The sequence below is a fragment of the Rhizobium sp. WSM409 genome (assembly GCF_057653825.1).
In genome coordinates, this window is sequence record NZ_CM172794.1 from 4393689 (window position 1) to 4414350 (window position 20662).

Consider the following 20662-nt stretch of genomic DNA (forward strand, 5'->3'; position numbering starts at 1 on the left):
ATGTGGCAGAGATAAAATCCCACGAATTCGAGAGTTTTCTGCAGAAATCGACGCGGAACTATCGGATTTTCGTCATCTACGGGCCGGATCGCGGCCTTGTTTCCGAACGGGCAAGCCAGCTTGCCGGTAAGAGCGGTGTTGCTCTCGATGATCCCTTCTCGCTGACGAAACTCGATATTGGCGACCTCCAGAAAGACCCGGGTCGATTGGTCGACGAGGTCCAATCCATCGGGCTGTTCGGCGGTGAGAAACTGATTTGGATCCGCGGCGCCGCCAACGAGAAATACCTCGTTGATTCCCTGGCGCTGCTGGCCGAAAAACCACTCGAAGCAGCCTATCTGATCGTCGAGGCCGGCGACCTGAAGAAGGGTTCCCTGCTGCGCAAGACTGCGGAATCCGCCCGTTCTGTCATGACGATCCCGTCCTACGCCGATGACAGCCGCGCCCTGAATGGCTTGATCGATACGGAGCTCGGTGCAGAGAAGCTCGGCATTACGCCGGCCGCGCGCCAAGCACTGATCGCCTTGATCGGCGGTGACAGGATCGCTTCCCGCAACGAGGTGCGCAAGCTCGCTCTTTACTGCCGGGGTTTCGATACCGTCGAAGAACATCACGTTACCGAAATAATCGGTGACGCCAGCGCCATCTCGGTTGACGACGCGGTCGACGCTATCCTCGGGGGCGATCTAAACGCCTTTCTGCACGCCATGCAAAAAATCAGCAGCTCGAAAACCGCGATCTTTCTCGTTCTGCAGGCATGCCTGAAACAATTCCAGCTTCTCGATTCGATGCGCGCCGAAATGGATGAAAAGCGGCTGCAGACACCTCAGATTATGCAGACGATGGGGCGGCATCTGCATTTCCGGCGCAAGCCGATCATCGAACAGGCGCTACGCCAATGGACCGCGGAAAGCATCGCCCGTGAATGCAATCGGCTGCAGGCCGCTATTCTGCAAAGCCGACGGCGACAGGTGCTGGAGGACAGCGTTGCGATGCAAACGCTTCTCTCCACCACCCTTCAATCCGGCCGGAAATCCGGCTGATCAGCGCATCGGTCCAAAATCAGAACCGATCTTCGGAAAGCAAAGATGCAAGGGATTAGACGTCCTACGGCGTTCTAGAGCAATTCCGGCAAAAGTGCGGAGCGGTTTTTCATCCGGAATTGCGTGAAAACAAAGAGATAGAATATTTCCGTGATTCGGAGAAAAACGAAAACGCTCTAGCGCCTCTCAAGCAAACGGCAGATTTCCTCGAGCTGCTCTAACGACTTATAGGAAATTTTGATCTGGCCGCCGCTTGCCTTGTGATTGATCGCAACATCAAGGCCGAGTGCATCGGAAAGTGTCCGTTCCAGCGCCAGCGTGTCGGAATCTTTCTGATCTCGCTGCAACGTCGCCTGCAGTGGCTCCGATTGGGCCTTGATATTGTTTTGCGCCAGCTTCTCGGCATCACGCACCGACATGCCCTTGGCAACGATCGTGCGGGCAAGACTTGCCGGGTCGGATGTCGAAACCAGGGCGCGTGCGTGCCCAGCTGATAGGCTGCCGGAGGCAAGCAGATCGCGAACCGGATCAGGCAGCTTCAACAGGCGCAACGAGTTGGCAACGTGGCTGCGGCTTTTGCCGATGATTTCGCCGAGGTCGTTCTGGGTGTAACCATATTCAGCGATAAGCTGCTCGTAGCCCAACGCCTCTTCGAGGGCATTGAGATCCGCGCGTTGCACGTTCTCGACAATGGCGATTTCCAGCGCCGTCTTGTCATCCACATCACGGACAATGACAGCAATCTCGATCAACCCGGCAAGCTGAGCCGCGCGCCAACGTCGTTCGCCGGCGATGATCTCATATCGATCCCGCGACATCGTCCGCACAACGATGGGCTGAACGATGCCGTGTTGACGAATGGAACTTGCGAGATCGTGCAGTTCCGAGTCATCGAAGAACCGACGAGGATTGCGGGGATTGCGGCTGACGAACTCGATCGGGATCATTCTGTCGGCGCTGATAACCCGCTCGGCTTCGACCGGGACGGGCTGATCCATTTCACCAATCAGCGCCGCAAGGCCGCGGCCCAATCGCCTCTTTGATACATCGTCATTCATGATCTACACTCACCTACACCCCTAAAATGATATCACGCGGCCAATCTTTGGCGCTCTCGCTGGATGACCTCAGAGGCCAGCTGCAGATAGGCCTGGCTGCCCGCGCACTTCAAGTCATAGAGAATAGCCGGCTTACCGTAGGACGGAGCCTCGGAAACCCGGACGTTGCGCGGAATTAACGTGTGATAAACCTTGTCGCCGAGATGCGTGCGCACGTCATTGACAACCTGTTGGGCAAGATTGTTGCGCGCATCGAACATCGTCAAGACGATACCCTGAATATCCAGACGCGGGTTAACAGTCCGCCGAACCTGGCTGACGGTCTCAAGCAACTGACTCAATCCCTCAAGCGCAAAGAATTCGCATTGCAGCGGAACGAGGACCGAATGGGCCGCTGCCATGGCATTCATCGTCAGCAGATTGAACGATGGCGGGCAATCCAGAAGAATATAAGAAAACGCCATCGCTTCGGGCGAAGACAGCGCTTTCCGCAACTTGAACACCCGATCGCTCTGCTGCGAGATTTCCATCTCGATGCCAAGAAGATCCATTGTCGACGGGACAATAAACAGATTAGGAACCGCTGTTTCGAGAGTCACCTCGGGGATTCCACGATCACCAATCATCAGATCGTAGGAGGACAGCTTGCGATCACGACGATCAATACCCAGGCCGGTGCTGGCATTGCCTTGCGGGTCGAGATCGACAATCAAGACGCGCTCGCCGATTGCAGCAAGCGCCGTTGCCAGGTTGATTGCTGTGGTCGTCTTGCCAACGCCACCCTTCTGATTTGCGATGGTGATAATCCGATGTCGTTCGCCAGCCATTGCCGCAATATCCGATCTGTTAAACCAAGCGCCGGAGATTTGATACTTCCAAAATAACAGATTCCTGCTCGACGGCGCTCTTATGTTCTAACAGATCGAATTCCCACCGACCACGTGCTTTGTTGACTTCTCTCAGGTAATCCCGGCCTTTGTGAAAAAAGCCTCGACAATTTTCCTTGCCAAGCATCCAGGGGGCTGAATACTCGATAAGCCCATCAAGATCGGCAAGGGCGCGCGCTGAAATCGCATCACATTCGCCAACCTCCGCATAAGCGTCTTCGATTCGCAGGATATGAACGCTGCCGCGCGCATTTGTCTCCCGCAACGCTGTCCGCAGAAACGCCGCCTTTTTATGGTTGCTTTCAACCAGATGGACCCATCCGTCCTTCAGCTCGGCCAGAAAAATCGCCGTGATAACACCGGGAAAACCGCCGCCACTGCCGAGGTCGACCCAGCTTATCGCTTGAGGATTAATCTGGAAAACTTGGCTGCTATCGGCGATGTGTCGATGCCATAGATCATCGAGTGTCGACGGCGCCACCAGATTAATTGCTTTTGCCCACTTCTGAAACAGCACTGCAAAGTGTTGCAGCCGTTCCTGTGTTTCACGTGAAACACGCAAACCGTTTAATTCCATTCTGAAAGACTCTCAAATCTTGCAATCAAGCGCTATGACGCTCGGCAGAGGATAGGCGACGCAAATGCACAAGCAGCAATGCCACCGCTGCCGGCGTCATTCCTTCAACGATAGCGGCCTGAGCAATGCTGAAAGGGCGAGCAGCGCTAAGTTTTAGCTTTAGCTCGTTTGAGAGACCGGACAGTGCGTCATAGTTGAAATCAGGCGGAATCTGCCGCTGCTCGTCGCGTTGCTGGTCGACAATCGCCGCGGCTTGTCGATCCAGATAAACCGAATAACCGGCCTCAATTTCCAACGCTTCGGCGATCTTCGGTCCAATCACGCCGAGCTTCTCCGGCCAAACATGCCGGAGCGCGACGAAATCATAATTCGGATAGGACAGCAAATCATACGCGGTTCGGCGCTGGCCATCGAGATTGATATTCAAGCCAGCGCGGCGCGCCTCATTCGGTGTAAGCGCCAGCGACTGCAACAGCGCCCGACTGGTGTCGATCTCCGCCCGATAGGATGTGAATCGCTGCACTCGCGCGTTACTGACGCACCCGAGCCGCATGGCCAGCGGCGTCAAGCGCATATCGGCGTTATCAGCCCGCAACGTCAGCCGATACTCCGCACGCGATGTAAACATTCGATACGGTTCCGTAACGCCGCGTGACGTGAGATCGTCGATCATGACGCCAATATAAGAATTCGTCCGGCTAAAATGGAACGGATGCGAATCGCTGCTTCGCAATGCAGCATTCAACCCGGCTGCCAGCCCCTGCGCGGCCGCCTCTTCGTAGCCGGTGGTGCCATTGATTTGGCCTGCGAGAAATAGCCCTCTTAGCCGTTTGACCTCCAGTGATAGAGTCAGCTCTCTCGGATCGACATGATCATATTCGATCGCATAGCCCGGTTGCAGTATTCTTGCCGTTTCCAGGCCGGGAATCGTTTTGATGAAGGCTGCCTGCACCTCCGCCGGCAGGGAGGTGGAAATCCCGTTCGGATAAACCGTGTCGTCGTCCAGTCCCTCAGGCTCGAGAAAGACCTGATGTCCATCCCGCTCTCCGAATTTCACCAGCTTGTCTTCGATCGACGGGCAATAACGAGGCCCGACCCCTTCGATCTGCCCGGAATACATGGCCGAGCGCATAATGTTGTCAACAATGATACGGTGGGTCGCTTCGGTCGTCCTGGTGACCCCGCATTCAATCTGTGGCGTGGTAATCGTGTCTGTCATGAAGGAGAAGGGGACAAGCTCCTCGTCAGCCCCCTGTCGACCGACGGATTGCCAGTCGATTGTTTTTCCGTCCAGCCGGGCGGGAGTGCCGGTCTTCAGACGTCCCAGCCGCAGTCCCAGCCGGGCAAGGGTGGCGGACAATCCGATTGACGGCGCTTCGCCGACGCGCCCGGCCGGCGTCTTTTCCGACCCTATATGAATAAGACCGCGCAGAAAGGTCCCAGTGGTCAAAACCACGGCCGGCGCTTTCAGGGTTCGACCATCCTTCATAATCACGCCGGCGACACAGCCATCGACGACCTCCAGATCAAACGCGTCGCCCTCGATGATATCCAGATCCGGCGTCGCTTCGATCGCCGCCAACATTGCTAGGCGATAAAGCTTTCGATCGGCTTGCGTCCGCGGTCCTCGGACAGCCGCACCTTTCTTCTTGTTGAGTATCCTGAATTGAATGCCTGCAACATCGGCGACGCGACCCATCAGGCCATCCATCGCATCGATCTCCCGAACAAGATGGCCCTTGCCTAGGCCGCCAATCGCCGGATTACAGGACATGACCCCGATCGTGTCCCGCCTATGCGTAATGAGGGCGGTTTTTGCCCCGAGGCGCGCAGCTGCGCTGGCAGCCTCCGAGCCCGCATGGCCGCCACCGATCACAATTACATCGAAAACATTATCCGTCATTCAGGCACTCCACATGCGGCGGACGTTTCACGTGAAACCATTTAGGGCGTTTTGGCGCCAAGGTTTCACGTGAATCATTTGCCGATACAAAATTCTGAGAAGATCACGCCGAGCAGCTGCTCAACATCGACTCGTCCAGTAATTCTGCCCAAATACTCAGCGGCAATTCGCAGCTGCTCAGTCCGCAGTTCGAGATTCACATCTGTCTGCGATATCGCCGCATCGAGTGCCGCTAAACATTTCGCCAGAGAATCCTTATGCCGTTGTCGGCTGGGAATTGCCATAGACAGACCAGCAAAACGTTTGTCGATGATGTCGCCGATCAATCGGCGCAATTCCGGCAGGCCGTCACCGGTCGTTGTCGAAATCTGCAAGTCGTACCGATCCTCGGCAATGCCGATGAGATCCTTCTTCGTCCCGACAATAACATGTGGCGAGGCTTGCTCCAACTCGTCGGGAACCAGAGGATTAGTCATGTCAACCAGCAGCAGGACAAGATCGGCATCACGAAGCGCCGCGCGCGCGCGCCGCACTCCTTCCATCTCGACCCTGTCGTCAGCCTCGCGAAGGCCCGCGGTGTCATAGAGCTTGATCAGGTAACCATCAATATCGAGATCAACCTGCAGGACATCACGGGTGGTTCCGGCGATCTCTGTCACGATTGCCACGTCTCGACGCGCCAAAGTGTTCAACAGGCTCGATTTTCCAGCATTCGGAGCGCCGGCGATGACCACCTTGAAGCCGTCTCTGATAATCTCCCCGGCAGAAGCTGTCGCCAGGTGATTCTCGATATCACTGCGAAGCTTCGCCATATCGGCCCAGACCATATCCGATACCGAGCCTGGAACATCATCCTCATCGGGGAAATCAAGCTCCGCCTCGATCAGCGCCCGGGCGCGCGTTAATCGTTCCGCCCACGAATCGTAAATTCTGGAGAGTCCGCCTGCGCTATGTTCGACCGCAAGGCGTCTCTGCATCTCGGTCTCGGCGCCGATAAGGTCGGCCAGGCCCTCAACCTCTACAAGATCAAGTTTGCCGTTCTCGAAAGCTCGGCGGGAGAATTCGCCCTCGACCGCCATCCGAACACCCGGAATATCGCCAAGTGCGTGAAACAGCGCCGCAAGTACGGCTTTGCTGCCGTGGATCTGCAGCTCGGCAACATCCTCGCCGGTAAACGAATTCGGAGCAGGGAAAAACAGCACCAAGCCGCTATCGATCGGCTGATTGTTACGACTCCGAATCGTTCGGTGAGATGCATGCCGGGCTGCCGAGACGGATCCGGCGAGGCTTACCAATATGTCTCTGGTCAGCGGCCCGCTGATTCGAACGACCGAAACACCCGACGGCAGGGCACCGCTCGATAGCGCATATATGGTATCATTCAACATGGCCATATCGCCTGGTTCATCGGTTGGAATCGAAATCGATTCCTATCAAATAGAAAAGCTGGAGGCATCGTGACAATGCCTCCAGCTTCAGGGGTTGAATCCGGCTAAGGATTATGTGTTCATCGATTCGAAGAAGTCGGAATTGTTCTTTGTCTGCTTGAGCTTGTCGATCAGGAACTCGACCGCATCGGTCGTGCCCATCGGAGCAAGGATGCGGCGGAGCACGAAGATCTTCTGCAGATCCTGGCGCGGAACCAGAAGGTCCTCCTTGCGCGTTCCGGACTTCAGGATGTCCATTGCCGGGAAGATACGCTTATCGGCGACCTTGCGATCGAGGACGATTTCCGAGTTGCCCGTGCCCTTGAATTCTTCGAAGATCACTTCGTCCATGCGGCTGCCGGTATCGATCAGCGCGGTCGCGATGATCGTCAAAGAGCCGCCTTCCTCGATGTTACGGGCCGCGCCGAAGAAGCGCTTCGGCCGCTGCAGAGCGTTGGCGTCCACACCGCCGGTAAGGACCTTGCCTGAAGAGGGAACGACCGTGTTATAGGCACGGCCCAAGCGCGTGATCGAATCGAGCAGGATGACAACGTCGCGTCCGTGTTCGACAAGGCGCTTGGCTTTCTCGATGACCATCTCGGCCACCTGCACGTGACGGACGGCTGGTTCGTCGAAGGTCGAGGAGATAACCTCGCCGCGAACCGAGCGCTGCATGTCGGTCACTTCTTCGGGGCGTTCATCGATCAGCAGGACGATCAGATAGCACTCCGGATGGTTGGCGGTGATCGAATGCGCGATGTTCTGCAACAACACGGTTTTGCCGGTACGCGGCGGCGCGACGATCAATCCACGCTGGCCCTTGCCAAGCGGCGCCACCAGGTCGATTACACGTGGCGACAGATCCTTGGTGGTCGGAATATCGAGTTCCATCTTGAAGCGCTCGTTCGGATAGAGCGGCGTCAGATTGTCGAAATGGACCTTGTGCCGGATCTGTTCCGGATCGTCGAAATTGATGGTGTTGACCTTGAGCAGCGCGAAATAGCGCTCACCCTCCTTCGGTCCACGGATCGGGCCTTCGACCGTATCGCCGGTTTTCAGCGAGAAACGGCGGATCTGCGACGGGGAGATATAAATATCATCCGGGCCCGGCAGGTAGTTCGCATTGGGCGACCGCAGGAAGCCGAAACCGTCCTGCAGCACTTCGACGACGCCTTCGCCGATGATTTCGACATCCTGGCTGGCAAGCATCTTGAGGATCGCAAACATCAGCTCCTGCTTGCGCATCGTGCTTGCGTTCTCGACCTCGAGCGATTCGGCAAATGCCAGCAGATCCGTCGGGGATTTACTCTTAAGTTCCTGAAGCTTCATTTCAGCCATGAAGTGACCAATACTCTTTTTAATTTCAAAGGGGAAAGGCGATGTTGGGTCGTATTCGGTACCGCGAAAGGGCTCGCAGACGACTGAACTCTACACACATGCCACGTAGATGAGATGCGCGGAAAATAGCGACTCGCAATCGCTGCCGCAAGAGGGCTGCTTAAAATGAAGCAAATTTAACCTGAGGACGATTTTCCTCAGAACGGCTTCACCACGACGAGGATGACGATCAGGATCATCAGCACTGTCGGGGCCTCGTTCATGAACCGCCAGTAACGCGCCGAGCGGCGATTTTCATCCCGCTCGAACGCTCCGACGGCGCGGCTGAAGAACATATGAACAGCGGTCAGCAATATGACGAGACCGATCTTGGCATGCAGCCAGCCGCCCTGGAATCCATAAACCGACCAGGCGAGATAGAGGCCGAAAATCCACGTCAACATCATCGCCGGCGTCATGATGATTCGAAGCAGCCGGCGCTCCATCGCTTTGAAGGTTTCCGACTGCACCGAACCCGGCTCCGCATCGGTGTGATAGATGAACAGCCGCGGCATATAGAACAGCCCGGCCATCCACGAAATGACCGCGATGATGTGCAGCGCCTTGATCCAGAGGTAGAGATTATCGGGGTTCCAAGCAAAAAGCCCGATCGCCATCAGCGAAAAGGAGGCCAGCGCAAAATGAGCCCGGCGCCGGGCGTAAGCGCCAGATCTCCGATCGGTCTGTTTTTCCATCGTCACGCACCGCCTCGTACACGATCCACCAGCAGACGCACATGCTCGGGGTCGGCCTGCGGTGTAATGCCGTGACCGAGATTGAAGATCAGCGGTCCATTGCCGAGATGCTGCAGAATATCGTCGATGCCGTCTTCCAGCGCCCGACCGCCGGCAACGACGCGCATCGGATCGAGGTTGCCCTGAACCGGTCCATCCTTTTGAAGTTCGGCGGCAAAAGCCAGCGGGACCGACCAGTCGAGGCCGATTGCATCTGCGCCCGTCTTCTGGCGATAGGTTTTCAGCTGGTAGCCGGCGCCCTTGGCAAAAGCGATGATGCGAGCATGTGGCCGTTGCGACTTGACGGAAGCGATCATCCGCGCAACCGGCCTGACCGCAAACGCTTCAAACTCCTTCTCGCCAAGAACACCAGCCCAGGAATCGAAGATCTGCACGGCATCGGCGCCGGCATCGATCTGGGCGACGAGATAATCGGCCGATACGTCGGCAAGCAGCATCAGCAGATGCTCGAAAGCGCGGGGATGCCTGTAGGCGAAGAGACGGGCAGGGGCCTGATCCGGCGTGCCGTGACCGGCGATCATGTAGGTCGCAACCGTCCATGGCGCGCCGCAGAAGCCGAGCAGCGTCGTCTCGACTGGCAACTCCTCGCGCAGCCGCCGCACCGTTTCCAGAACCGGCCTGAGATAATCGACAACCTCTTCGCCATTCAATCTGCCGATACCAGCTTCATCGATCGGATCCATCTCCGGACCATGACCCTCGGTGAACCGGACGTTCCGCTTCATTGCATCGGGAATGACCAGAATATCGGAAAACAGAATGGCCGCATCGAAGCCATAGCGGCGGATCGGCTGCAATGTCACTTCGACGGCATGGTCAGGCGTGTAGCAGAGATCGAGAAAACTCCCTGCCTTTGCCCGCGTCTCCCGATATTCCGGGAGATAACGTCCTGCCTGTCTCATCAGCCAGAGAGGAGGAGGGGAGAGACTTTCGCCACTCAAAACCCTCATGATCTTTCGGCGCGTATCGCTCAAGCGCTTCTTCCCTATAATAAAACAAAGATATTTTAAAAGGTTTCTATTTCTTAGAGTCGGTGACTATCAAGGATTAAAATCCATCCACCGCCGATGCCATTTGTCGCGCGCCCGCAAAACAACATCGGAAAGATTTGTCGATCTCGTCCAAATTTCGGGGAGAAGCCGAATCCGGAAATGATTCCAAATCCTTCCGGATCGGCAATTTTTCTCATAGCTGTGGACAGGCTGTGGACGAGCTTTCAAGAAGCCCACCCCTTCCCCATCGTCCACAGGGCCAACCGAAACCGTTCGGCAAAATCCGAAATGTGGATAAGCAGGCATGTTTTCCCTTGCCGGAGACTGCCTCGCCGCCGTAGCTCTGTTTCATCCAGTGTTTTCAACAGGCAGCGGAAAATAGCGTGGAGAACAGAACGAACTTCTTTCATCTGCATCTGATTTCTGACTCAACGGGAGAGACTCTGATCTCCGCCGGGCGCGCCGCGTCGGCGCAGTTCAGATCAGCGCAGCCGATTGAACATGTCTATCCGCTGATCCGCAATCGCAAGCAGCTGCTGCCGGTTCTGCAGGCGATCGATGACGCCCCCGGCATCGTACTCTACACCATTGTCGACCGGGAGCTTGCGAGCCTGATCGATGAGCGCTGCATCGAGATGGGTGTCGCCTCGGTGAATGTGCTGGAGCCAGTGATGAATGCCTTCCAGATCTATCTCGGCGCTCCATCGCGCCGTCGGGTCGGAGCTCAGCATGTGATGAATGCCGGCTACTTCGCCCGCATCGAAGCGCTGAATTTCACCATGGATCACGATGACGGCCAGATGCCCGACGATTACAACGACGCCGATGTCGTCATCATCGGTATCAGTCGTACATCGAAAACACCCACCAGCATCTACCTCGCCAACCGAGGTATCAAGACGGCGAACATTCCGATCGTCTATGGCGTGCCATTGCCGGAGAGCCTCTTCGTCGCGAGTAAACCGCTGATCGTCTGCTTGATCGCCACCACCGACCGCATTTCCCAGGTGCGGGAAAATCGTGTGCTCGGGGTGACGCAGGGATTCGATCGCGAACACTACACCGATCGCGCCGCGATTTCGGAGGAACTGAAATATGCCCGCTCGCTTTGCGCCCGTCATAACTGGCCGCTGATCGACGTCACCCGCCGCTCAATCGAGGAAACAGCAGCGGCGATCGTTGCCCTGCGGCCGAAGCTGCGCTAAGCGCTGGCGAAAAGCTGGCACGCCGAGGAACCCATGACGCCGAAACTCATCCTTGCATCGTCGAGCCCCTATCGCCGGATGCTGATGGAAAATGCCGGTCTGTCCTTCGAGGCGCATGCCGCAAGGATCGATGAACGGGCCGTCGAAGCGCCGCTGGAAAAAGCCGGCACCAAGCCTGATGCCGTGGCCCTCGTCCTGGCCAGGGCCAAGGCCGAAGAAGTCAGCAGCCGTTTTCCGGATAGCCTGGTCATCGGTTCGGATCAAACGATGTCGCTCGGCGACAGCGTCTTCCACAAGCCGAAGGACATGACCGACGCGGCTAGCCATCTTCAAGCCCTTTCGGGGGTCACCCATCGATTGAACAGCGCCGTTGCGATCGTCAGCAATGGCGTGGTCTTATGGGAACATCTCGCGCATGCCGAACTGACGATGCGGCCGCTAACGGTGGAGTTCATCGCCAGACATCTGGCGCGGGTTGGCGAACGGGCACTTTTCAGCGTCGGCGCCTATCAATTGGAGGGGGAGGGCATCCAGCTCTTCGAAAAGATCGTGGGTGATTATTTCACCATTCTCGGCCTGCCGATGCTGCCGCTTCTAAAAAAATTGCGAGAACTCGGAGCAGTCGATGGGTGATTCACGTGAAACATTGGGGCCGAAAGCGTTTGTCACGGGCTTTCCCATCAAGCATTCGCGCTCGCCGTTGATCCACGGATATTGGCTCAAGACGCTTGGCCTGCCAGGCAGCTACCGCGCTCATGAAGTGGCACCCGAGGCCTTTGCCGATTTCATTCACTCGTTGAAGGACGGCAGTTCCGGCTTTACCGGAGGCAATGTCACCATTCCCCATAAGGAATTGGCGTTCCGGCTCGCCGACGAACCGGACGCGCTGTCGCGCGAGCTCGGCGCCGCGAACACGCTCTGGCTGGAGGATGGCGCTCTGCATGCGACGAATACCGACGGTCGAGGCTTCATTGCCAATCTCGACGAACGTCATCCGGGCTGGGACCGGCATGGCACGGCCGTCGTCTTTGGCGCCGGCGGCGCCAGCCGGGCGATCATCCAGGCGGTCCGTGATCGCGGTTTCAAGGAGATCCATGTCGTCAACCGTACCGTCGAACGCGCGCGTGAACTCGCGGATCGTTTTGGCCCGCGTGTCCAGGCCCATCCGGCCGGAGCGCTTGCCGAAGTGATGAAGGGTGCTGGCCTCTTCATCAACACCACCTCGCTCGGCATGGACGGCGAGGCGGCGCCGCAACTCGATTTCTCGCCACTTGCAGCCGATGCGGTCGTCACCGATATCGTTTATGTGCCCTTGAAGACGCCGATCCTGGCACAGGCGGAAGAGCAAGGATTTCCCATCGTCGATGGTCTCGGCATGCTCTTGCACCAGGCCGTGCCTGGATTTGAGCAATGGTTCGGCCGGCGTCCCATCGTCGACGCGGCGCTGCGCGCGCTCGTCATCGCGGATATGGAAGCACACTGATGCTGAAGATCGGTCTCACCGGCTCCATCGGAATGGGAAAATCGACGGCGGCAAAGCTCTTCGCCGATGCCGGAATCCCGGTGAACGATTCGGATGCCGTGGTCCACGATCTCTATGCCGGCGAGGCTGCATCACTGGTGAATGCCGCCTTCCCCGGTACGATGAAGGATGGGGCCGTCGACCGGCATGAACTCGGCCGCCAGCTCGCTTTTCATCCCGGTGGCTTCAAACGCCTGGAAGCGATAGTCCATCCGCTGGTTCGCAAACGCGAGACGGAATTTCTGGAGCGACAGCGCGCCGCCGGCGCCGACATGGTATTGCTCGATATCCCACTACTTTTCGAAACCAGCGCCGAGGCAAGAGTGGACGTCATCGTCGTGGTCAGCACTGATCCACAGCTTCAGCGCCAAAGGGTGCTTGCGCGCGAAGGCATGACCGAGGAAAAATTCGACATGATTCTCTCACGCCAGACGCCGGACACGGAAAAACGGCGGCGGGCCGATTATGTAATCGACACCAGTCACAGTATCGCGACGACGAGAGAACGTGTACTCGAGATCGTCGCCGACCTGAAAACGCGGATTGCCAAGGGAGATTTCCGGAATGCGTGAGATCATCTTCGATACGGAAACAACCGGCCTCGACAACCGCGCCGACCGCATCATCGAAATCGGCGGCATCGAGCTCTTCAATCATTTCCCCACGGGCAATACGATCCATATCTTCATCAATCCTGGAGATCAGAAGGTTCATCCGGATGCGCTCGCCGTGCACGGCATCACCGATGAATTCCTGAAGGACAAGCAGCCTTTTGGGGAGGTTGCCGAACAAATCCTTACCTTCTTCGGCGATGCGAAGTGGATTGCCCATAACGCCACCTTCGATATGGGCTTCATCAACGCGGAATTAGCACGGATCGGTTTGCCGCCAATCCTGCCGGAAAGGGTGCTCGATACCCTGTCGATGGCGCGTCGCAAACACCCGATGGGACCGAATTCGCTCGATGCGCTCTGCCGGCGCTACGGCATCGACAATTCGCACCGCACCAAACACGGCGCGCTGCTCGACTCCGAATTGCTCGCCGAAGTCTATATCGAGATGATCGGTGGCAGACAGGCAGCGCTCGGGCTCGGCATGGTCGGCAGGTCCAACCAGGCAGCCCGCGGTGACATGGGGATGGAAGACGACGTGGTGATTGCCGCAGTGCTCGAGCGGCCCCGGCCGCTAGCCCCGCGCGTCAGCGATATCGAGGAGCAGGCACATGAGGCGCTCGTCGCCAAGCTCGGTGAAAAAAGCGTCTGGGCGAAATACGCAAACCTCGATTGAACCGGTCCTCAATTGAAAATGCCCGGGACCAGCCCGGGCATCCGCATTTCAGACAAGAAAGAGCCGGTCAGTTCGGAACGGCCTGAACCTTGGCGCGGGCCTGTTCCTCGGCAACACGCTGAGCGAACATCTGCGTGAAGTCGATCGGGTCGATCATCAGCGGCGGGAAACCACCGTTGCGGGTGACGTCGGCGATGATCTGACGGGCGAAGGGGAAGAGCATGCGCGGGCACTCGATGAAGAGAACCGGCAGCATGTGTTCCTGCGGGAAACCGGCAACGCGGAAGACGCCGCCATAGGTGAGTTCGGTATGGAAAACCGTCTTGTCGCCGTCCTTGGCCTCGGCATTCAGCGACAGCACGACATCGAAATCCGTATCGGAAAGCGGGTTGGCGTTGACGTTCACATTGATGTTGATCGTCGGCGCCTTGTCGCGGGCCTGCAGCGAACGCGGCGCACCCGGATTTTCGAAGGACAGATCCTTGGTATATTGCGCAAGGATCGAAAGGGTGGGGTTGGCCGCACCGTTGCTGTTGTTATCGTCTGCCATTGGCTTTTCCTCGAGGGGCATGGGAATGGTGCCGCCATCTAACATTTCAGGGAAGGGCTTACAACCCTGGGCGCTTGGCGCGGTTGATCAGCCGCAGTGCCTCAATCGCCGAGATGTTTGCCGGACCACGGTGAGTTGCGATCCGGCTCTCTATGATAGTCCTCTTCGTCGAGATCGACCACCTTCGAGTTCGGCTTGCGGTCGCGGAAATCGGCTTGCGGGCCCGAGGAAGAGGCGCCCTTAGCATTGACGACGACGAAGCGTTTGGCGATCGCCCGCCAGACGAGATCGCGCACCGGCGGAATAAGAATGAGGATCGCGATGATATCGGACAGGAAGCCGGGAATGATCAGCAGCAGCGAGGCGATGACGTTCATCGCCGGCCGCAGCAGGTCGCGGCCCGGCATCACCCCGTTTCGTCCTTCGCTCGACATGCGGCGCAAAATACCGATGCCCTGCCGGCGCAGCAGAATCACGCCGAGGACGAAACCGAGCATGACGAGCGCCAGCGTCAGCCACAATCCGATAGCCCGGCCGACGACGACGAAACCGGCAATTTCGGCGAGCGGCAGCAGCAGAATGAAGGCTGGCAGGATCGAAAAACGCATGTCGGTCATGTCCCGGGCTCGCCGGTCTCCTCTTGGCGCCGGCGAAGATGCCAGCCATCATTTGAATCATCTGTATAGGCAGACTATATGGGAGTACAAATCAGAGATGTTAACGGGCGGCTGCGATACGATATGAGTTCGAACGACTTCATCACATTATTTTTCCTGGTGGCGGCTGTGCTGATTTTCTTTCAGCTCCGCTCCGTGCTCGGGCGCCGTACAGGAAATGAGAAGCCGCCGCGCGATCTCTATACGCCGCGGGATGCGGCTCCGGCCGAAGCCGCCGATGCCGGCAAGGTAGTGACGCTGCCGCGGCGTGATGCGACGACGGAGGACGAGGATCGCTTCGCCGCCATCGATGCTTTCGCGGCACCCGGAACGCCGCTCAACGAATCGCTGCGCGCGCTGAACAAGGCCGATCCCGCCTTCACCCCGAAGGAGTTTCTGAACGGCGCCCGCATGGCTTACGAGATGATCGTCATGGCCTACGCCGATGGCGACCGGAAAACGCTGAAGAACTTGCTGTCCCGCGAAGTCTATGACGGGTTCGATGCGGCGATCGGCGAGCGCGAAGCCCGGGGCGAGAAGGTGAAGTCCACCTTCGTCGGCATCGACAAGGCCGAAATCACCCATGCGGAAACAAAGGGCAGCGAAGCGCAGATCACCGTGCGCATCGCCAGCCAGCTGATATCGGCCACCTACGACAAGGCGGATGTGCTGATTGAAGGCGACGCCGAAAACGTCGCCGAGGTCAACGACGTCTGGACCTTCGCCCGCGACACCCGCTCGCGCGATCCGAACTGGAAACTCGTGGCGACCGAATCGGAACATGAGTGACCACGCATCGGACTTCGTCCTGCAGGCCATAAGCTTCGACTCTCTGGAAGGCTGGAAGGATGATGATCCCTCCGGCCTTTTTGAAGTGATGCGAAGCTGCCGCCGGCAAATCACCGATGTCAAATCGTACCGTACCGGATCGCTGGGCCTGAGCTCGGAAGACCTGCTTCCGCTTCTCGCCGCTGCCGAAGATTTCACTCCGCCATCTCCGGCGTCGGCGCGCGCTTTTTTCGAGACGCACTGTCGGCCCTTTCTGATTCGCCGCAAGGATGGCAATTCCGGCTTCGTCACCGCCTTCTACGAACCCGATATCGACGTGGCCGAGCGGCCGGACGAAATTTTCCGTTTTCCTTTCTACCGGCGTCCGGGCGATCTGATCGATCTCGACGACGCCAATCGCCCCGCCGAGCTCGACAAGGCCTATGTTTTCGGCCGTCTGCATGAGGGCCGCGTCGCTGCCTATCCGGACCGCCGCGCCATCGATCAGGGTTTTCTCGAAGGCCGCGGCCTCGAAATTGCCTGGGCGAAGTCGAAGGTCGATGTCTTCTTCGTGCATGTGCAGGGTGCTGCCCGTCTGCGTTATACGGATGGTCGTATCGGCCGCATCACCTATGCGGCGAAGGCCGGCCATGCTTTCTCGGCGATCGGCAAGCTGCTCATCGGGCGCGGGGAGATCAATCGGACGGAGATTTCGATGCAGGCGATCCGTGCCTGGCTGGCGCGCAATCCCGAGAGCGTCGACGAGGTATTATGGCATAACCGCTCTTATATTTTTTTCCGCGAAGCGCCGGTTGCCGATCCACAGGCAGGCCCGATCGCGGCCGCCAAGGTGCCGCTTCTCGCCGGGCGCGCGCTTGCGGTCGACCGGATGATCCATACCTTCGGCTTTCCTTTTTTCATTCGCGCCGAAAGTCTCACCCATCTCGACCAAGGCCGCCCGTTCCACCGGCTGATGCTGGCGCTCGATACCGGCTCGGCGATTATCGGGCCGGCGCGGGGTGATATCTTCACCGGCTCGGGGGACATGGCCGGGGAAAGTGCCGGCACCGTCCGCAACGAGGCCGATTTCACCATCCTCATTCCCAATGCCGCCGCCGGAAGATTCGACTGATGGCCAGGGATCGCAAGCTGAGCGCGGATGAGAGGATCCTCTGGGGCAAGGTTGCCCGCAGCACCCGGCCGATGCCCGGCAAGGCGGGGGCGTTGACCGAACTCGACGCCTTTCTTGCCGAGGCCGAGGCGGCGGCCGAACGGGAACAGGAAAAGCAGACGCCAGCCACACCCACGCCGCTGCAGGCGACAGCACCGTCAACGGCGAAGCCATCGGCCGGGGTGCATCATCCGCTGGAAAAGCCGGTCAAGCGGAAGATCGCCAAGGGCCGGCTGGCGCTCGAAGCGCGGATCGACCTGCACGGGTTGGTGCAGAGCCAGGCTCATGCCATCCTTCTCGATTTCCTGATCCGCGCCCATGAGCGCGGCATGCGCCATGTGCTGGTCATTACGGGCAAGGGCAGCTCCATGGGCAGCGAGGGTGCGCTGAAGCGGGCGGTGCCTCTCTGGTTCTCGAAGCCGGAATTCCGTTACCTGATCTCCTCCTATGAGTCGGCCGCACAGCATCATGGCGGTGAGGGCGCGCTCTACATTCGCCTGTCGCGGCGGCATGGGGAAAGGCCATGACACCCTTCGGAGAGGCGGTTCGCAGGCTGAGAGCGCGCAAGGGCGTCTCGCAGAAGGAGATGGCGGAGGCACTGAATGTCTCCCCCGCCTATCTCTCGGCGCTCGAACATGGAAAGCGTGGTTTGCCGACATTCGATCTGCTGCAGCGCATCGCCGGCTATTTCAACATCATCTGGGATGAGGCTGAGGAACTGTTCCTGCTCGCCCGCTCGTCCGACCCGCGCGTCGTGATCGACACCTCCGGACTGCCCCCCGAATATACCGAATTTGCCAACCGGCTGGCCCGGCGGATTCGCAACCTTGACAGTGCAGAGATAGGCCGGCTATCGGCTCTTCTCGAAAATGGCGGCAAAGGCGACGGAAAAGCGTCATAATCCCCTGTTTTATGCCTTGTTTTAGGGGCTTGCCATTGGGAAGTGGGTTCAAAAAACCTATATACGAGAGTGAAGAAAGCCGGTGATTCGCAAGGCGCGCCGCAGCTTTACGACAACAGGGAAAATCTCGACAGAATGAGCGATACATCCGCGACGGAAAACGGCGTAAGCACCGAATATGGCGCAGATTCCATCAAGGTTCTGAAGGGCCTCGATGCCGTGCGCAAACGCCCCGGCATGTATATCGGCGATACCGACGACGGCTCCGGCCTGCATCACATGGTCTATGAAGTCGTCGACAACGCGATCGACGAAGCGCTTGCCGGCCATGCCGACATCGTCACGGTGACCCTCAATCCGGATGGCTCGGTAACCGTCACCGACAATGGTCGCGGCATCCCGACGGACATCCACACCGGCGAAGGCGTGTCGGCTGCCGAAGTCATCATGACGCAGCTTCATGCCGGCGGTAAGTTCGACCAGAATTCCTACAAGGTTTCCGGCGGCCTGCACGGCGTCGGCGTCTCCGTCGTCAACGCGCTGTCCGTCTGGTTGAAGCTGAAGATCCGCCGTCACGACAAGATCCATGAAATGAGCTTCACCCATGGCGTGGCCGATGCTCCACTGAAGGTTACGGGCGACGCGCCGAATGAGACCGGCACGGAAGTGAGCTTCATGCCGAGCACCGGCACCTTCACCATGACGGAGTTCGACTACGGCACGCTGGAGCATCGCCTTCGCGAGCTCGCCTTCCTGAATTCAGGCGTCCGCATCCTGCTGACCGACAAGCGCCATTCCGACATCAAGCAGGAAGAGCTGCGTTATGACGGTGGCCTCGAGGCTTTCGTCGCCTATTTGGACCGCGCCAAGAAGTCGCTCGTCGACAAGCCGGTTGCCATCCACGGCGAAAAGGACGGCATCACCGTTGAAGTCGCGATGTGGTGGAACGACAGCTATCATGAGAACGTGCTCTGCTTCACCAACAACATCCCTCAACGCGACGGCGGCACGCATATGGCCGGCTTCCGCGCGGCGCTGACGCGCCAGGTCGTTTCCTATGCCGACAGTTCCGGCATCACCAAAAGGGAAAAGGTAACGCTGCAGGGCGAAGATTGCCGCGAAGGCCTGACTGCGGTTCTGTCGGTCAAGGTGCCGGATCCGAAATTCTCCTCGCAGACCAAGGATAAGCTCGTTTCCTCGGAAGTCCGTCCTGTTGTCGAAAGTCTCGTCAACGAGGCGCTGAGCACCTGGTTCGAAGAACATCCGAGCGAAGCCAAAATCCTCGTCGGCAAGGTCGTCGAGGCCGCCGCCGCACGCGAAGCGGCGCGCAAGGCCCGCGAGTTGACCCGCCGCAAGGGCGCACTCGATATCGCTTCGCTGCCGGGCAAGCTTGCTGACTGCTCCGAGCGTGATCCGACAAAATCCGAAGTCTTCCTCGTCGAGGGCGATTCTGCCGGCGGCTCGGCCAAGCAGGGCCGCTCGCGCGAGAACCAGGCGATCCTGCCGCTGCGCGGCAAGATCCTGAACGTCGAACGCGCCCGTTTCGACAAGATGCTGTCGAGCCAGGAAATCGGCACATTGATCACCGCGCTCGGTACCGGCATCGGCAAGGACGAGTTCAATGTCGAAAAGCTGCGCTACCACAAGATCATCATCATGACCGACGCCGATGTCGACGGCGCCCATATCCGCACCCTGCTGCTCACCTTCTTCTTCCGCCAGATGCCGCAACTGATCGAGCGCGGTCATCTCTATATCGCTCAGCCGCCGCTCTATAAGGTCTCGCGCGGCAAGTCGGTGCAGTATCTGAAGGATGAGAAGGCGCTCGAAGAATATCTCATCAGCCAGGGCCTGGAAGATGCTTCGCTGAGGCTCGGCAGCGGCGAGGTTCGCGCCGGCCAGGATCTGCGCGAGGTCATCCTCGATGCTCTGCGTATGCGCGCGCTGCTCGACAATCTCCATTCGCGCTACAATCGTTCCGCCGTCGAACAAGCCGCGATTGCCGGCGCCCTCAACGCCGAGCTCGCCAGCGACCCGGCCAGAGCGCTGGCGCTGGCAAACGAAGTGGCCGGGCGCCTCGACATCATCGCCGAGGAAACCGAGCGCGGCTGGCGGGGCGATGTGACAACCGATGGCGGTCTGCGCCTCGAGCGCATGGTCCGCGGCGTCAGGGAACTCGTCGTGCTGGATATGGCGCTGATCGGTTCCTCGGATGCCCGTCACATCGACCAGCTGACGGCGCGCCTCAAGGAAATCTATCAGACGCCGCCGTCGCTGCATCGCCGCGAAGGCGACATCGAAATCTCCGGCCCGCGCGCCCTGCTCGACGCGATCTTCGCAAGCGGCCGCAAGGGCCTGACCATGCAGCGCTACAAGGGTCTTGGCGAGATGAATGCCGAACAGCTCTGGGAAACGACGCTCGATCCGAATGTGCGTTCACTGCTGCAGGTCAGGGTCAATGATGCCACCGATGCCGACGGCCTGTTTGCTCGACTGATGGGCGATGAAGTCGAGCCGCGGCGCGAATTCATCCAGGAGAATGCGCTGAGCGTTGCAAACCTCGATATCTAATTGATATTTCAA

The 20662-nt window shown here is 58.6% G+C and carries 21 protein-coding genes; 11 read left to right on the forward strand and 10 right to left on the reverse strand.

Going from position 1 to position 20662, the window contains the following annotated elements; translation table 11 throughout:
* Positions 1-2: 2 nt before the first annotated feature.
* Positions 3-1043 carry a DNA polymerase III subunit delta gene (gene holA, locus AC25BC_RS21530; RefSeq protein ID WP_113546673.1) on the forward strand — a complete coding sequence of 347 codons (1041 nt, stop codon included), beginning with the start codon at positions 3-5 and terminating at the stop codon, positions 1041-1043.
* A 176-nt stretch (positions 1044-1219) separates the two neighbouring features.
* Here holA and AC25BC_RS21535 read toward each other — a convergent pair whose 3' ends face one another.
* From AC25BC_RS21535 to hemE, 8 genes are all read right to left on the reverse strand, one after another.
* Positions 1220-2101 carry a ParB/RepB/Spo0J family partition protein gene (locus AC25BC_RS21535; RefSeq protein ID WP_012759533.1) on the reverse strand — a complete coding sequence of 294 codons (882 nt, stop codon included), beginning with the start codon at positions 2099-2101 and terminating at the stop codon, positions 1220-1222.
* A gap of 32 nt (positions 2102-2133) precedes the next feature.
* Positions 2134-2928, reverse strand: a complete 795-nt coding sequence (locus tag AC25BC_RS21540) for a ParA family protein (RefSeq protein ID WP_012759534.1) — start codon at positions 2926-2928, stop codon at positions 2134-2136.
* A gap of 19 nt (positions 2929-2947) precedes the next feature.
* A complete protein-coding gene (gene rsmG / locus AC25BC_RS21545) occupies positions 2948-3565 on the reverse strand; it encodes a 16S rRNA (guanine(527)-N(7))-methyltransferase RsmG (protein ID WP_017995581.1) in 618 nt (205 codons plus the stop codon).
* Between the two features lie 25 nt (positions 3566-3590).
* Positions 3591-5468 (reverse strand): tRNA uridine-5-carboxymethylaminomethyl(34) synthesis enzyme MnmG, encoded by a 1878-nt coding sequence (gene mnmG / locus AC25BC_RS21550; protein ID WP_128438345.1) that lies wholly within the window; start codon positions 5466-5468, stop codon positions 3591-3593.
* A 74-nt stretch (positions 5469-5542) separates the two neighbouring features.
* Positions 5543-6862 carry a tRNA uridine-5-carboxymethylaminomethyl(34) synthesis GTPase MnmE gene (gene mnmE / locus AC25BC_RS21555; RefSeq protein ID WP_041935603.1) on the reverse strand — a complete coding sequence of 440 codons (1320 nt, stop codon included), beginning with the start codon at positions 6860-6862 and terminating at the stop codon, positions 5543-5545.
* 105 nt (positions 6863-6967) lie between these two features.
* Positions 6968-8233 carry a transcription termination factor Rho gene (rho, locus tag AC25BC_RS21560; protein ID WP_012759538.1) on the reverse strand — a complete coding sequence of 422 codons (1266 nt, stop codon included), beginning with the start codon at positions 8231-8233 and terminating at the stop codon, positions 6968-6970.
* A 197-nt stretch (positions 8234-8430) separates the two neighbouring features.
* The gene (gene hemJ / locus AC25BC_RS21565) at positions 8431-8967 is read right to left on the reverse strand and encodes a protoporphyrinogen oxidase HemJ (protein ID WP_012759539.1); all 537 of its coding nucleotides are present in this window, start codon (positions 8965-8967) and stop codon (positions 8431-8433) included.
* Positions 8968-8969: 2 nt separating this feature from the next.
* Complete coding sequence (gene hemE, locus AC25BC_RS21570; RefSeq protein WP_017995585.1) at positions 8970-10001, reverse strand: uroporphyrinogen decarboxylase; 1032 nt, start codon at positions 9999-10001, stop codon at positions 8970-8972.
* A 401-nt stretch (positions 10002-10402) separates the two neighbouring features.
* Between hemE and AC25BC_RS21575 the strand changes: the two genes are divergently transcribed.
* The 5 genes from AC25BC_RS21575 to dnaQ are packed head-to-tail and all read left to right on the forward strand — an operon-like array spanning position 10403 to position 14033.
* Complete coding sequence (locus AC25BC_RS21575; protein ID WP_011649834.1) at positions 10403-11224, forward strand: pyruvate, water dikinase regulatory protein; 822 nt, start codon at positions 10403-10405, stop codon at positions 11222-11224.
* Positions 11225-11257: 33 nt separating this feature from the next.
* Positions 11258-11857, forward strand: a complete 600-nt coding sequence (locus AC25BC_RS21580) for a Maf-like protein (RefSeq protein WP_012759541.1) — start codon at positions 11258-11260, stop codon at positions 11855-11857.
* Entirely contained in the window at positions 11850-12707 is an 858-nt protein-coding gene (locus AC25BC_RS21585; RefSeq protein WP_012759542.1) for a shikimate dehydrogenase, read from the forward strand. Before AC25BC_RS21580 ends, AC25BC_RS21585 begins: the two co-directional genes overlap by 8 nt.
* Positions 12707-13318: a dephospho-CoA kinase gene (gene coaE / locus AC25BC_RS21590; protein WP_012759543.1), complete on the forward strand. Its 612-nt coding sequence runs from the start codon at positions 12707-12709 to the stop codon at positions 13316-13318. Before AC25BC_RS21585 ends, coaE begins: the two co-directional genes overlap by 1 nt.
* Positions 13311-14033: a DNA polymerase III subunit epsilon gene (gene dnaQ / locus AC25BC_RS21595; RefSeq protein WP_012759544.1), complete on the forward strand. Its 723-nt coding sequence runs from the start codon at positions 13311-13313 to the stop codon at positions 14031-14033. The genes coaE and dnaQ overlap by 8 nt, the downstream gene beginning before the upstream one ends.
* Positions 14034-14100: 67 nt before the next feature.
* Here the strand turns inward: dnaQ and secB are convergent, their stop codons facing one another.
* Entirely contained in the window at positions 14101-14583 is a 483-nt protein-coding gene (gene secB / locus AC25BC_RS21600; RefSeq protein WP_012759545.1) for a protein-export chaperone SecB, read from the reverse strand.
* A 101-nt stretch (positions 14584-14684) separates the two neighbouring features.
* Entirely contained in the window at positions 14685-15191 is a 507-nt protein-coding gene (locus tag AC25BC_RS21605) for an FxsA family protein (protein WP_032996743.1), read from the reverse strand.
* A gap of 132 nt (positions 15192-15323) precedes the next feature.
* Here AC25BC_RS21605 and AC25BC_RS21610 point away from each other — a divergent pair, with 132 nt between their 5' ends.
* The 5 genes from AC25BC_RS21610 to gyrB all read left to right on the forward strand — a co-directional run bounded on the left by AC25BC_RS21610 (position 15324) and on the right by gyrB (position 20650).
* Positions 15324-16028, forward strand: coding sequence for a Tim44/TimA family putative adaptor protein (locus AC25BC_RS21610; protein WP_012759547.1), 705 nt, complete (start codon positions 15324-15326; stop codon positions 16026-16028).
* On the forward strand, positions 16021-17139 hold the full coding sequence (gene mltA, locus AC25BC_RS21615; RefSeq protein WP_128438346.1) for a murein transglycosylase A: 1119 nt from the start codon (positions 16021-16023) through the stop codon (positions 17137-17139). Before AC25BC_RS21610 ends, mltA begins: the two co-directional genes overlap by 8 nt.
* Positions 17139-17705: a Smr/MutS family protein gene (locus AC25BC_RS21620; protein ID WP_012759549.1), complete on the forward strand. Its 567-nt coding sequence runs from the start codon at positions 17139-17141 to the stop codon at positions 17703-17705. The genes mltA and AC25BC_RS21620 overlap by 1 nt, the downstream gene beginning before the upstream one ends.
* On the forward strand, positions 17702-18079 hold the full coding sequence (locus AC25BC_RS21625; protein WP_003544097.1) for a helix-turn-helix domain-containing protein: 378 nt from the start codon (positions 17702-17704) through the stop codon (positions 18077-18079). The genes AC25BC_RS21620 and AC25BC_RS21625 overlap by 4 nt, the downstream gene beginning before the upstream one ends.
* 135 nt (positions 18080-18214) lie before the next feature.
* Entirely contained in the window at positions 18215-20650 is a 2436-nt protein-coding gene (gene gyrB / locus AC25BC_RS21630; RefSeq protein ID WP_012759550.1) for a DNA topoisomerase (ATP-hydrolyzing) subunit B, read from the forward strand.
* Positions 20651-20662: the final 12 nt, after the last annotated feature.

Excerpts from the sequence above, each read along its gene's own strand:
- mnmE (WP_041935603.1), bottom strand. The coding sequence starts at position 6,862 with ATGGCCATGTTGAATGATACCATATATGCGCTATCGAGCGGTGCCCTG.
- AC25BC_RS21540 (WP_012759534.1), bottom strand. The coding sequence starts at position 2,928 with ATGGCTGGCGAACGACATCGGATTATCACCATCGCAAATCAGAAGGGT.
- secB (WP_012759545.1), bottom strand. The coding sequence starts at position 14,583 with ATGGCAGACGATAACAACAGCAACGGTGCGGCCAACCCCACCCTTTCG.
- hemJ (WP_012759539.1), bottom strand. The coding sequence starts at position 8,967 with ATGGAAAAACAGACCGATCGGAGATCTGGCGCTTACGCCCGGCGCCGG.
- AC25BC_RS21625 (WP_003544097.1), top strand. The coding sequence starts at position 17,702 with ATGACACCCTTCGGAGAGGCGGTTCGCAGGCTGAGAGCGCGCAAGGGC.
- mnmG (WP_128438345.1), bottom strand. The coding sequence starts at position 5,468 with ATGACGGATAATGTTTTCGATGTAATTGTGATCGGTGGCGGCCATGCG.
- gyrB (WP_012759550.1), top strand. The coding sequence starts at position 18,215 with ATGAGCGATACATCCGCGACGGAAAACGGCGTAAGCACCGAATATGGC.
- AC25BC_RS21580 (WP_012759541.1), top strand. The coding sequence starts at position 11,258 with ATGACGCCGAAACTCATCCTTGCATCGTCGAGCCCCTATCGCCGGATG.
- dnaQ (WP_012759544.1), top strand. The coding sequence starts at position 13,311 with ATGCGTGAGATCATCTTCGATACGGAAACAACCGGCCTCGACAACCGC.
- rsmG (WP_017995581.1), bottom strand. The coding sequence starts at position 3,565 with ATGGAATTAAACGGTTTGCGTGTTTCACGTGAAACACAGGAACGGCTG.
- AC25BC_RS21535 (WP_012759533.1), bottom strand. The coding sequence starts at position 2,101 with ATGAATGACGATGTATCAAAGAGGCGATTGGGCCGCGGCCTTGCGGCG.
- mltA (WP_128438346.1), top strand. The coding sequence starts at position 16,021 with ATGAGTGACCACGCATCGGACTTCGTCCTGCAGGCCATAAGCTTCGAC.
- AC25BC_RS21585 (WP_012759542.1), top strand. The coding sequence starts at position 11,850 with ATGGGTGATTCACGTGAAACATTGGGGCCGAAAGCGTTTGTCACGGGC.
- coaE (WP_012759543.1), top strand. The coding sequence starts at position 12,707 with ATGCTGAAGATCGGTCTCACCGGCTCCATCGGAATGGGAAAATCGACG.
- rho (WP_012759538.1), bottom strand. The coding sequence starts at position 8,233 with ATGGCTGAAATGAAGCTTCAGGAACTTAAGAGTAAATCCCCGACGGAT.
- AC25BC_RS21605 (WP_032996743.1), bottom strand. The coding sequence starts at position 15,191 with ATGCGTTTTTCGATCCTGCCAGCCTTCATTCTGCTGCTGCCGCTCGCC.
- AC25BC_RS21620 (WP_012759549.1), top strand. The coding sequence starts at position 17,139 with ATGGCCAGGGATCGCAAGCTGAGCGCGGATGAGAGGATCCTCTGGGGC.
- AC25BC_RS21610 (WP_012759547.1), top strand. The coding sequence starts at position 15,324 with ATGAGTTCGAACGACTTCATCACATTATTTTTCCTGGTGGCGGCTGTG.